The organism is Georgenia sp. Z2081 (genome assembly GCF_055326445.1).
The window spans coordinates 36,084-47,076 of record NZ_JBUZNK010000003.1 but is presented as its reverse complement, the minus strand read 5'-3'; the positions used below and the strand labels follow the sequence as shown (position 1 = coordinate 47,076).

Below are 10,993 nucleotides of genomic sequence, written 5' to 3'. Positions count from 1 at the left end.
TCCCTTTGTCGGTTTTTTTCCTGGGTGGGCGGGGTTTTCCTTCACACACCCCCCCCCCCCACACCGGGCACGACCTCGACGTCGAGCGGGGATGACGCGGTCCGGCATGCCCGTCCCGTACGTCGCCCCGTCAGCGCCGGAGCAACGCTTCCAGCTCGGCGGCCGTGGAGACGGGGCGGTCGCAGACGTGACCGCGGCACACGTAGGCCGCCGGCTCCCCGCCCACCAGGCCCCGCCCGGCGAGCAGCGGGATCCCGTCGGTGTCCGGCTCCCCCACCGCGAGCACCAGGCCGGGGGAGGTCGCCGCGCGGACCACGGCCTCGAGCTCGTCGCGCCGGGCCCGCCCCGGCCCGGTGTCCGGTCCGACGACGGCCACCTCGAGCGGACCGGCCGCCAGCGCCTCGGCCACGGCGAGGCTCCACCCGGCGAACCGCGGCACCTCGAGTGCGAGCGCACCGGCCGAGGCGAGCGCGGCCTCGGCGGCGGCGCGGTGCCGGGTCGACGCGGTGAGCGCCGCGTACGTGAGCAGGGCCCCGGCGAGGGCGGACGTCCCGGACGGCTCGGCGTTGTCGGTGACGTCCCGGGGCCGGGTGATGAGCTTCTCCGCGTCGACGGCGACGTCGTGGAAGCCCCCGCCGTCGGGGTCGGCGAACACCTCGAGCGCGGTGTCCAGCAGGTCGCCCGCCGCCCGGAGCCACCGCGGGTCGGCGTCGACCTGGTGCAGCGCGAGGAGGCCCTGCGCGACGTTGCCGTGGTCGACCGCCAGGCCCGCCGCGTCTCCCACGACACCGTCGCGGGAGACCCGGCGCAGGCGGCCGTCGACCAGGTGGACGCGCAGCAGCAGGTCGGCGCACTCCTGCGCCGCACTCACGTAGCGCGGGTCGCCGAGGTCGCTCCCTGCGCGGGCGAGGGCGCCGATCGCGAGTCCGTTCCAGGCGGCGACGACCTTGTCGTCGCGCGCGGGCTGGGGGCGCGCCGACCGGGCCCGGAGGAGCCGGAGCCGGACGTCGGACCACCAGTCGTCGTCCGGGTCCTGCAGGAGCCTCAGGGTGGACGCCCCGGCCTCGAACGTGCCGTCCTCCGTGACGCCGAGCAGGGCGGCCGCGCGGGCCCCGTCGTCGTCGCCGAGAACGTCGACGAGCTGGGCGGGCGTCCACACGTACGTCAGCCCCTCCTCCCCCGCCGTGTCCGCGTCGAGCGCCGAGGCGAACCCGCCCTCGTCGGTGCGCAGGTCCCGCAGCAGGAAGTCGGCCATGCCCCTGGCGACCCGCTCCGCGAGGCGGGCCACGGCGTCGTCGGGGGTGGACCGCGCGAGGTGGAGGTAGACGCCGAGGAGCTGGGCGTTGTCGTAGAGCATCTTCTCGAAGTGCGGCACCGTCCAGGCGGCGTCGACGGCGTAGCGCGCGAACCCGCCGGCGAGCTGGTCGTGGATCCCGCCGCGGGCCATCGCGACGCAGGTCGAGCCGGCGATGCGCAGCGCACGGCTGCCCGCCGGGCCGGCGCTCGTCCCGTCGGGGCTCGTCCGGTCGTGGTGGCGCAGCAGGTGCTCGAGCACCATCGACGGCGGGAACTTCGGGGCCGTGCCGAACCCGCCGTGGCGCTCGTCGTGGTCTTTCGACAACGCCTCGACGGCGGCGGCGAGAGCGTCCTCGTCGAGGGCGTGCGGCTCCGTGGGGGCGCCGAGCTGCTCGAGCGCGTCGGTGAGCGCGGCCGAGACGTCGGCGATCTCGCCCCGGCGGCCGGTCCACGCCTCGGCCGCGGCCGCGAGAAGCCGCAGGAGCTGCTCGCGCGGGTAGTAGGTGCCGCAGTGGAACGGCTCGCCGTCGGGGGTGATCAGGCAGGTCATCGGCCAGCCGCCCCGCCCGGTGGTCATGGTGGTGGCGGCCATGTAGACGGCGTCGACGTCGGGGCGCTCCTCGCGGTCCACCTTGACCGCGACGTACCCGGCGTCGATCGCGGCGGCGACCTCCTCGTCCTCGAAGGACTCGTGGGCCATGACGTGGCACCAGTGGCAGGCGGCGTAGCCGACGCTCAGCAGGATCGGCACGTCGCGGCGGCGGGCCTCCGCGAACGCGGGCTCGCCCCACTCCCACCAGTCGACCGGGTTGTCGGCGTGCTGGAGGAGGTAGGGACTGGTGGCCGAGGCGAGGCGGTTGGCCATGTGTCGATCCTCCCTCATCCGGCTCAGACGGTCACCAGGTCGCGGGTGTAGGAGTCGGCCGGTGTGGTGACCACGTCGCCCACGGGCCCGGCCTCGACGACGCGCCCGCCGCGCAGCACCATCACCTGGTCGGCGAGCTCGGTGACGACCCCGAGGTCGTGCGTGACGAGGAAGTAGGTGAGGTCGAGCTCGCGCTGGAGCCGGCCCAGGAGCGCTATCACCTGGGACTGGACGGTGGCGTCGAGGGCGGACACCGGCTCGTCCAGGACCAGGAGCCGGGGGCTCAGCGCGAGCGCCCGGGCGATCGCGACGCGCTGGCGCTGGCCCCCGGAGAGCTCAGCGGGACGGCGGTCGGCCAGCGTCGACGGGAGCTGCACGAGCTCGAGCAGCTCCTCGGCACGGCGTCGGCGCGAGCGCCTGCCGCCCTCGCCGTGCGCCGCCAGCGGCTCGGCGACGACCTGAGCGAGGGTGAGCCGGGGACTGAGCGACTCGAAGGGGCTCTGGTAGACGACCTGCATCTGCCGGCGCAGGTCGCGCAGCTCGCGCCGGCCCAGGCTCCCGACCTCGTGGCCCAGGACCCGGACGCTTCCCGCGCTGGGGCGCTCGAGCCCGAGGATCATCCGACCCGTCGTCGTCTTCCCGGAGCCCGACTCGCCGACGACCGCGAGGGTCTGCCCGACCGGCAGGGTGAGCGAGACGTCGTCGACGGCGAGCGTGGAGCCGAACCACTTCGAGACTCCGTCCATCCGCACGGCCGGCTCAGCGCCCTCCACGACGGTCGGCAGCGGCCGGTGGACCTGGGCGTCGTACGCCTCGGCGATGCTCACGACCTCCCCGCCGCGGATCCGCACCGAGCTGTCGAGCAGCTCCCGGGTGTAGGCCCGGTCGGGAGCGGCGAACACGTCCGCCACCGGGCCGCTCTCGACGAGCGTGCCGCGCCGCAGGACGTGCACGTGCTGCGCGTACCGACGGGCGACGGCCAGGTCGTGCGTGATGAGAAGGACCGTCGTACCGTGCCGGGCACGGATCGACTCCATGCGCTCCAGCACGGCGCGTGCCACGAGGGCGTCGAGCGCACTGGTCGGCTCGTCGGCGACGACCAGCTCGGGCCGCTGCGAGAAGGCCATGGCCACGAGGATCCGCTGGCGCATCCCGCCCGAGAGCTCGTGCGGGTACCGCTCGAGCAGCGCCTCGGGGTCGGGCAGCCCCAGGTCGGCGAGGTCCTGGAGGACCTGGGCCTCGTCGACGCGCCGACCGGCCAGGGTGAAGGTCTCGCGCAGCTGAGCACCCACGGTCCTGGTCGGGTTGAGGGAGGCCACGGGGTCCTGGGGGACGAACCCGATGCTCCGGCCGCGCAGGGAGCGCAGCTCGCGCCGGCCGATCCGCAGCACGTCCTGACCCTCGAGCGTCACCCGGCCACGGGCCTCGGCGGTCCGTGGCAGGAGACGGACGATCGAGTGCGCCAGCGTGGACTTGCCCGACCCGGACTCGCCGACGACCGCGGTGACCTCCCCGCGCGGCAGGTGCAGCGAGACTGAGTCGAGGGCGGGCGTCGATCGCGGGTCGGCGCCGTAGGTGACGGTGAGGTTCTCGACGGTCAGCGTGTCGGTCATGCGTCCTCCTGGAGGAGATGGGCGATCCGGCTGAGCAGGATCGCGGTGAGTGCGAGGGCGAGGCCGGGCAGGATCGCCACCCACCACGCGTGGACGAGCAGTCGCTGCCCCTCGGAGATGAGGACCCCCCACTCGGGCGACGGCGGTGCCTCGCCGAACCCGAGGTAGCTGAGCGAGCCGATGGCGAGCAGGGCGAGCGCGAAGTTCAGTGCCGTGTACGCCATGAGCGGCGGCGCGATCCGCGGGACGATGTGCTGCGTGATCACGCGCAACGGGCGTGCGCCGAGACCTACGGCCGCCTCGACGTAGGTCAGCGTGCGCGCCTGGATGACCTGGCCGCGCACGAGCCGGGCGAACCCGGGGGCCTCGGCGATCCCGACGGCGATGCCCGCGATGAGCGCCCCGCGGCCGAACGCGGTGATGACGGCGAGCGAGAGCAGGATGGACGGCACGGCGAGGACGGACTCGCTGACGACACCGAGCACCCGGTCGGCGACGCCGCCCGGGCGCACGCCCGAGACGACCCCGACCAGGACCCCCGCACCCAGGGCGACCGCGATGGCCACGGCGCCCGCGAACATCGAGATCTGCAGACCGTGCAGGATGCGCGAGAGCAGGTCACGCCCGACCTCGTCGGTGCCGAGGAGGAAGGACGCGCCGGGCGGCTCGAGCGAGGGCCCCGCGAGCTCGAGCGGGTCGTAGGGGGCGAGCGCCGCGGGGAACAGGGCGATCAGGACGACGGCGCCCAGCAGACCGAGGAGGACGACGAGCTCCGGGGACCGGCGCCGCCTGCGGTGGGATCCGACCCTGGTGGGTCCGGGTGCGGCGTGGGGTCCGGGTGCGGCGGTGGGGTCAGCGGACATCGTCCTGGCCTCCTCGGAACGGTCCGGCGCTACGACGCAGTCGTGGGTCGACGAGCGGGAAGAGGAGGTCGACCAGCGCGTTGACCACCACGTAGACGATCGCGAGCAGCACCACCATGCCGAGGACGACCGTGAGATCGACGGCGCTCACCGAGTCCACGATGAGGCGCCCCAGACCGTTCCTCGAGAAGACGGTCTCCACGACGACGGTGCCGCCGAGCAGGGACGCCACCCTCAGGCCGAGGACCGTGAGGAAGGGCAGGGCGGCGTTGCGCAGGCAGTGCCGCAGCACGGTGTACCACCGCGAGGCCCCCTTCGCCGGAGCGGTGACCGCGGCGTACGTGGTGCCGAGCTCGGCGCGCAGCGAGCTGATGAGGACCTGCGCGAGCTGCGAGGCGCCGAGCAGGCCGATGACAGTGGCGGGAAGCACGAGCGAGGCCGCCCCGTCGCTGCCCGAGGACGGGAACCAGCCCAGCAGGATCGCGAAGACGTAGATGAGCAGGATGCCGACCCAGAAGACCGGCAGGCTCGCGTACGCCGCCGGGACCATGGCGACCACCGAGCGCAACCGACGGCTCTGCGGCGCCACCGCGACGACGGCCAGCGCGAGACCGGCCGCGACGGAGATGACGAGCGAGAGCCCCGCGAGGAGCGCCGTGGGCGGGAGTGCCTGCCCGATGAGGCGGGTGACCGGCTCGCCGGTGACGAGCGAGTCACCCAGGTCGCCGGAGAACAGGCCGACCAGCCCCGTGACGTACTGCGCGGGCAGCGAGGCCTCGAGGCCGAGCTCCTCGCGCAGCGGGCCGATCTCGACCGACGAGAGCTCAGCCGTCCCGACCGCGTCGGCCGAGCCGATCCGGCTGAGGACCGCGTCGCCCGGGAGGACGAACAGCAGGCCGAAAGCGAGCGTGTAGGCCACGAGCACCACCACGACCGCTCGCAGGACCTTGCCCACGACCAGCCGCAGGGTCCTGCGCCCCTCGCGCGGGTCCTCGGGCGGACGCGGCCGGGGCCGGACCTCCTGCAGCACCTCCTCCTGGAGGTCGGTGGCACTCACCGGGTCACTCCTCGATCCAGGCGTTGACCAGCAGCGGCATGTGGCTGGCCTCGAAGGTCGGCAGAGCAAGCTCGTTGCGGTAGGCCAGCGGCTGGACGAAGTCGTACAGCGGGATGAAGTACCCGCGGTCGAGCACGAGCTCGGCGGCCTCGGTGACGAGCGGCCGGCGCTCCTCCTGCCCGGGCGTGGAGAGGATCTCGCCGAACAGGGCGTCGAGCTCCTCGTCGTTCCCCGCGAAGTTCGTGCGCAGCACCTCGGGGTCGGGACGACCGGCGAGCTGCCAGGAGAAGGCGTAGTCGCCGGAGGCGATGCGCTGGTTGAGATCCGGTGTGGTGAGACTGCCGAAGGTGAGCTCCACCCCGATCTGCGCCCACTGGGACTGCAGCACGGCGAGGTTGGGCTCGTGGGAGATGGTCGAGCCCGTGTAGATGAGGTCGAAGCTCAGTCGCTCACCGTCGCGCTCCCGGACGCCGTCCTCGGCGGGCAGCCACCCGGCCTCGTCGAGGAGATCCTCGGCGCGGGCGACGTCGGTGACGATGTGGTCGGACAGGTCCTCCCAGTAGGGGTTGGTCGCGCTCAGCACGCTCGAGGCCGGGACGTCGATCGCGGACGCCCGCTCGAGGATCGCGTCCCGGTCGACCGCGAGGCTCAGTGCCTCGCGGACCTCGGGCTCGTCCAGGCCGGGGTGCTCGGTGTTGGCGACGAGGCCGATCGCGCCGCTGGGCAGGGGCTCGGTACGGATCGTCACGTCCGGGTTGGTCGAGAGCTCGGTCTTGTCGGCCGGCTCCGTGTTGTGCAGGAGCGTCAGGCCGCCGGCGCGGAGCTCGGAGGCGGCGATGCTGTTGTCGCTGATGTGGTGGACCTCGATCGCGTCCAGGTGGGCCGCCCCCTGGTTCGGGAACGACTCGGGTGCCCACGCGTAGTCGTCGCGGCGCTCCAGCACGTATCCCTCGTTCGCGCGCACGTCGGTCGCGACGAACGGCCCGGAGCCGACGACGGTCAGCCCCTCCTGCCGCTCCTCGAAGGTCCGGGCCGACGTCTCCGGCGCGACGATCCCGAGCGCGCTGGTCGAGGCGGCCTGCAGGAACGAGGAGTTCGGGCTCTCGAACCGGAACTCGACCTCGTACTCGCTCGGGGTGACGATCTCGCCGAGGTCACCGATCCATGAGTTGGCGACGGCGAAGCTCGCCCCGGCGTCGACGATCGACCGGTAGCTCGCGGCCACGGCCTCGGCGTCGAGCTCCTCGCCGTTGCTGAAGGTGACGTCCTCACGCAGCGTGAACGTGTAGACCGTGGCGTCGTCGTTGACGGTCCAGTCCGTCGCGAGCCACGGCTCGAAGTCACCGTCGGCGTCGTGCAGGACGAGGGAGTCGACCGTCTGGCGCAGCGGTACGGCCAGGCCGTAGCCGGTCGCGGTCGCGGGGTCGATCGAGCTCCCGCCGCCCGGCCCGGGAGCAGCTCGGTAGTGGAGCGTGCCGCCGTTCACGGGCTCCCCGTCGATGTCGGCGGCCTCGCCGCTGCCCGTGCCGCTCGCCGCCGCGCAGGCCGAGAGCAGCATGGCGGCGCCGGCGACAGCCGGCAGGGCCTTCGGGACAGCGGCGGAGCGCCGGACTCTGGTCGTTCGTGCCATGGGGTCGTTCCTCTCGGTGGGCGGGCCGATCGCGCGATGCGGGCGGTCGGCCGACAGTCGCCGTGCACGAGGGACGCTAAGGATCTACATAGAACTTCTATCGCAAGAACCCTCTGGTTCTCGCATATTGAGATTTCAACCATGACACGATGTTCGCTTCGTCGAGTTATCTACCGTCCATCCCGAGCGTCCATATAGAACGTTCACCGACGACCATTGAGGTGAGACATGAGCACGATCAAGATCGAGACGCACGCCGCCGTCTTCTACCTGCCCTACTTCGTGGCGAGGGACAAGGGCTACTTCGCGGACGAGGGCCTCGACGTCGAGCTGGTCCCGAAGCCGGCGCCGCCGGAGGACGGCCTCGAGCTCATCGAGGAGCCTGCGGCTCAGGACTCGTTCCACACCTTCACGCTGTTCGAGTCCGGCACGACCCAGCTGTACAACGCGTGCGAGTGGGGGCAGCTCCGCCGCTCCCAGGACAGCAACCGCGGGGGCCGGGTGGTCGCCCGGCGCGCGGCCGTCGCGAGCCAGGCGATCGTCGTGCGCGGCGACTCGCCCCACAACGTGCCCACCGACCTCGCCGGGGTGCCCGTCGGGGTCAACTTCCACCACGGCTCGCACTACCTGGTGCTCCAGACGCTGGAGGGCTTCCTGCCCCGCACGGACATCAAGCTCCTCGGCGTCAAGGGCAAGAGTCGCCTCGACGCCCTCGCCGACGGGGACATCGAGGCGGTGGCGCTCATGGAGCCGTGGATCAGCGTCGCGGAGAAGCGCGGGTACAAGGTGCTCGCCGAGGCCCACTACTTCGGCGCCGAGGTCGCGGACGACGCGATCTCGCCGGAGGACTTCGACCGGATCAACCGGGCCGTGAGCCGTGCCGTCGACACGGTCCACGACGACATCCGGCCGTTCCTGCACTACTTCATCGAGCAGGCGGCGGGCGTGGAGGATCTGCGCCCGGAGGACCTGCGGCCGAGCCGGCTGCGCTACATCCACCCCGGGCCGTACCCGGAGGAGGACTACAACCGCATCCTCGACTGGATCGCGAGCTGGGGACTGATCCGCGCCGACGCCGAGTACGAGAAGCTGGTCGACAGCTCGAAGTTCGTCGACCTGCGGTGACCGGGCGCGCGACGGCGCCGCGGGGGCCGGCGCCGTCGCCCGTGCCCGTACGCGACCGTGTCCTCATCCTGTTCTGCGGGTTCACGGCCGGGATGCTGCTCCTGGACCTGCACAAGATCTCGATCGCGATCCCGTCGATCGACGCGGCCCTCGATCCCGGCCCGGTCCGGCTCCAGCTCGTCTCGGCCGCGTACGTCGTCCTCTTCGCCGTCACGCTCGTCCCGGCAGGGCGTCTCGGGGACCACGGATGGCGCCGCCGACTTGCGCTCATCGGCCTCTACGGATACCTCGTCTCGAGCGTGGTGTGCACGATCGCGCCGAACGCCGACATGGTCATCGTCGGACGCGCCCTTCTCGGGGTCTCGGCGGGTCTGCTGATGCCGCAGATGATGGGCGTCGTCCAGGGGCGGTTCACCGGACCGGCCCGCGCACGGGCCTTCGGCGTGTACGGCGTGTGCGTCGCCTGCGCGACGGCGCTCGGCCCCAGCGTGGGCGGGCTCTTCCTGCTTCCCGGCATGTTCGGGTGGCGCGGCGTGTTCGCGATGAACCTCCCGGTCGGCCTCACCCTCGTCGTTGCGGCGCACGTCCTGCTCAGGGGCGTCGACGAGCCCCGCCCGACGAGGCGCTGGCCCGATCTCGATCACGGCGGTGTCGTCCTGCTGTCCGGCGCCCTGGTCGGCTTCCTCCTCCCGGTCGTCCTCACGACGGGGCGTCCGGTCGACTCGGCCGGACGCTGGCTGCTTCTGGTCCCCGCGGCCGCGCTGGCGACCGCATTCGTCCTGCGCACCCGGGCGCGAGCCGCCGCAGGCCGCTCCCCTCTCATCAGTCCCGCGCTGCTCGCGCTGCCGTCGTTCCGCAACGGCGTGCTCATCTCGGCCACCTGGTTCGCAGCCGTGCCCGGCGCCTCGCTGGCCCTGACGATCTACCTGCAGCAGGTCGAGCACCTCAGCCCCCTGCTCGCGGGGCTCGTCCTGCTGCCCGCCGCCGTCGGCTCCGCGGTGGGCGCGGACATCGGCGGTCGCACCGTCACGCGGTGGGGCCGCCGGCTCACCGCGCTCGGCATGACGCTGACGCTCCTCGCCATGGCCGCCGTCGTGGTGCTCCTGCACGGCGACCTGCCGGGTACCGCCCTGCTCGCCGCGGTGTCGGCCCTCCAGCTGGTCTCCGGCGTGGGCACGGGCATGGTCGTCTCGCCCAATCACGCCCAGATGCTCGCCGACGTCCCACCGGCACAGGGCAGCGCAGCCGGAGCCGTCGGCCAGCTGGGCCAGCGGGTGGCGAACAGCTTCGGCGTGGCGGCGGCGTCGGTCGCCTACTTCACCGTGATCTACGGCGGCGGGTGGAGCGTGTCCGACGCTCCTCCCGCCGCCCACCTCGGCGCGACCCTCCGGGCGACTGCCGTGGCGATGTGCTTCCTGCTCGCCTCCCTCGCGGTCGCACTGGTCGACCTCCGTCGGCAGCGCGCCGGCGATGCTGGCCGCGCCGCCCTCGCCATCCGCGGCGACCGTCCGGCCGGTCGGGCGGGTCAGGCGGGTCAGGCGGCCATCGCGGAGGCGGGCACGGACCGGATCTCGACGTCGAGGACCGTCTCGACCGCGGGCAGGATGCGGCAGCCCTCCCGGTAGCGCTCGACCAGAGCGGCCGTGTCGATCTCGTCGAGTCCCGCCACGACGACCTCGACGAGGAGCCGGCCGGCCTTGATGCGCCCGCGGTGATAGCGCGTCGTGCGAGCGCGGACCTGGACCGAGAGGTCGTCCTCGGGATCGGCGTCGGGGCTTGCCCCGCTGCGCAGCGTGTTGACGAGGTTGACCGTGAGTGCCGAGACGAGCAGGTCGAGCGGCCCCGGCGCCCTGCCCGGGCCCCCGGTGGCCACCGACCCGTCGGCCAGCAGGGCGAAGCCCTCGCCCTGCACGGTGAACCGGCCACGGACGGCGGTGGTACACACGGTCACGGCACTGGAGTAGTCGAGTCCGGACATCGGTGCTCCTCACGCTCGGGTCGGGCGGTTCACCGGCAGTCTGCTCCGACGCGTGCCGCCCCCACCCGGACATGCCCCCGCAGGTCCAGATGCCGGGACGCCGGCGTGAGGGAGGCGCGGGAGGGTCACCGACGGGCGGTCAGCGCCGGGCGATCTCGGCGGCGAAGATCGCCGAGGCCCGTTTGAGGATCTCGATCTCCTCCTCGGCCCGTGCGAGCGCCCCCTCCAGCTCCGCGACACGTGCGACGAGATCCTCCTTGGGGGCCTGCCGCCACCGTGCCCGCGAGCTCGCGTCGAACATGCCGTCGTCGAGCCGCTTGGCCCACAGACGAAGGGACTGCTCCCCCACCTCGAACTCCTCCGCCACCTCGCGGAAGATCGCCCTGTTGCCCGGCTCGGCCTCGCGCCGTTCGACCACGCGGCGTACGGCTGCCTCGCGCAGCTCGTCGCTGTACTTCTTCTCGAACGGCATGGGGCCCCTTCATCCGGTCAGACCGTTGATCCCCCATTGTGGCGGAAGAGCGGGGTCTGGATCGGCAGACGCACGACAGAGCAGGTGCGGACCT

The 10,993-nt window shown here is 72.9% G+C and carries 9 protein-coding genes; 2 read left to right on the top strand and 7 right to left on the bottom strand.

Features of this window, described 5'->3' with window-relative positions:
* Positions 1–130: 130 nt before the first annotated feature.
* Genes ACZLKG_RS06000 through ACZLKG_RS05980 form a run of 5 tightly spaced genes read right to left on the bottom strand, consistent with a single transcriptional unit; the run spans position 131 to position 7,324 of the window.
* Positions 131–2,161 (bottom strand): thioredoxin domain-containing protein, encoded by a 2,031-nt coding sequence (locus ACZLKG_RS06000; RefSeq protein WP_425709133.1) that lies wholly within the window; start codon positions 2,159–2,161, stop codon positions 131–133.
* Positions 2,162–2,184: 23 nt separating this feature from the next.
* Positions 2,185–3,774 (bottom strand): nickel ABC transporter ATP-binding protein NikE, encoded by a 1,590-nt coding sequence (gene nikE / locus ACZLKG_RS05995; protein ID WP_425709134.1) that lies wholly within the window; start codon positions 3,772–3,774, stop codon positions 2,185–2,187.
* Positions 3,771–4,637: an ABC transporter permease gene (locus tag ACZLKG_RS05990; RefSeq protein WP_425709135.1), complete on the bottom strand. Its 867-nt coding sequence runs from the start codon at positions 4,635–4,637 to the stop codon at positions 3,771–3,773. Before ACZLKG_RS05990 ends, nikE begins: the two co-directional genes overlap by 4 nt.
* Positions 4,627–5,694 (bottom strand): ABC transporter permease, encoded by a 1,068-nt coding sequence (locus ACZLKG_RS05985; protein WP_425709136.1) that lies wholly within the window; start codon positions 5,692–5,694, stop codon positions 4,627–4,629. Before ACZLKG_RS05985 ends, ACZLKG_RS05990 begins: the two co-directional genes overlap by 11 nt.
* Positions 5,695–5,698: 4 nt before the next feature.
* Positions 5,699–7,324 (bottom strand): ABC transporter substrate-binding protein, encoded by a 1,626-nt coding sequence (locus tag ACZLKG_RS05980; protein ID WP_463648249.1) that lies wholly within the window; start codon positions 7,322–7,324, stop codon positions 5,699–5,701.
* Between the two features lie 228 nt (positions 7,325–7,552).
* On the opposite strand from ACZLKG_RS05980, the gene ACZLKG_RS05975 reads away from it, so the two are divergent.
* Together ACZLKG_RS05975 and ACZLKG_RS05970 are read left to right on the top strand one after the other, a co-directional pair.
* Positions 7,553–8,449 carry an ABC transporter substrate-binding protein gene (locus ACZLKG_RS05975; protein WP_463648248.1) on the top strand — a complete coding sequence of 299 codons (897 nt, stop codon included), beginning with the start codon at positions 7,553–7,555 and terminating at the stop codon, positions 8,447–8,449.
* Between the two features lie 41 nt (positions 8,450–8,490).
* Positions 8,491–10,074, top strand: coding sequence for an MFS transporter (locus tag ACZLKG_RS05970; protein ID WP_463648247.1), 1,584 nt, complete (start codon positions 8,491–8,493; stop codon positions 10,072–10,074).
* Here the strand turns inward: ACZLKG_RS05970 and ACZLKG_RS05965 are convergent.
* Both ACZLKG_RS05965 and ACZLKG_RS05960 read right to left on the bottom strand, forming a co-directional pair.
* Positions 9,984–10,427, bottom strand: coding sequence for an OsmC family protein (locus ACZLKG_RS05965; protein WP_425709140.1), 444 nt, complete (start codon positions 10,425–10,427; stop codon positions 9,984–9,986). The genes ACZLKG_RS05970 and ACZLKG_RS05965 overlap by 91 nt on opposite strands.
* A 139-nt stretch (positions 10,428–10,566) precedes the next feature.
* Complete coding sequence (locus tag ACZLKG_RS05960) at positions 10,567–10,899, bottom strand: transposase (protein ID WP_425709141.1); 333 nt, start codon at positions 10,897–10,899, stop codon at positions 10,567–10,569.
* Between the last annotated feature and the right edge of the window lie 94 nt (positions 10,900–10,993).

What these genes read in the sequence shown, in the direction of transcription:
- ACZLKG_RS06000 (WP_425709133.1), bottom strand. Translation starts at nt 2,161, where the DNA reads ATGGCCAACCGCCTCGCCTCGGCCACCAGTCCCTACCTCCTCCAGCAC.
- nikE (WP_425709134.1), bottom strand. Translation starts at nt 3,774, where the DNA reads ATGACCGACACGCTGACCGTCGAGAACCTCACCGTCACCTACGGCGCC.
- ACZLKG_RS05990 (WP_425709135.1), bottom strand. Translation starts at nt 4,637, where the DNA reads ATGTCCGCTGACCCCACCGCCGCACCCGGACCCCACGCCGCACCCGGA.
- ACZLKG_RS05980 (WP_463648249.1), bottom strand. Translation starts at nt 7,324, where the DNA reads ATGGCACGAACGACCAGAGTCCGGCGCTCCGCCGCTGTCCCGAAGGCC.
- ACZLKG_RS05975 (WP_463648248.1), top strand. Translation starts at nt 7,553, where the DNA reads ATGAGCACGATCAAGATCGAGACGCACGCCGCCGTCTTCTACCTGCCC.
- ACZLKG_RS05965 (WP_425709140.1), bottom strand. Translation starts at nt 10,427, where the DNA reads ATGTCCGGACTCGACTACTCCAGTGCCGTGACCGTGTGTACCACCGCC.
- ACZLKG_RS05960 (WP_425709141.1), bottom strand. Translation starts at nt 10,899, where the DNA reads ATGCCGTTCGAGAAGAAGTACAGCGACGAGCTGCGCGAGGCAGCCGTA.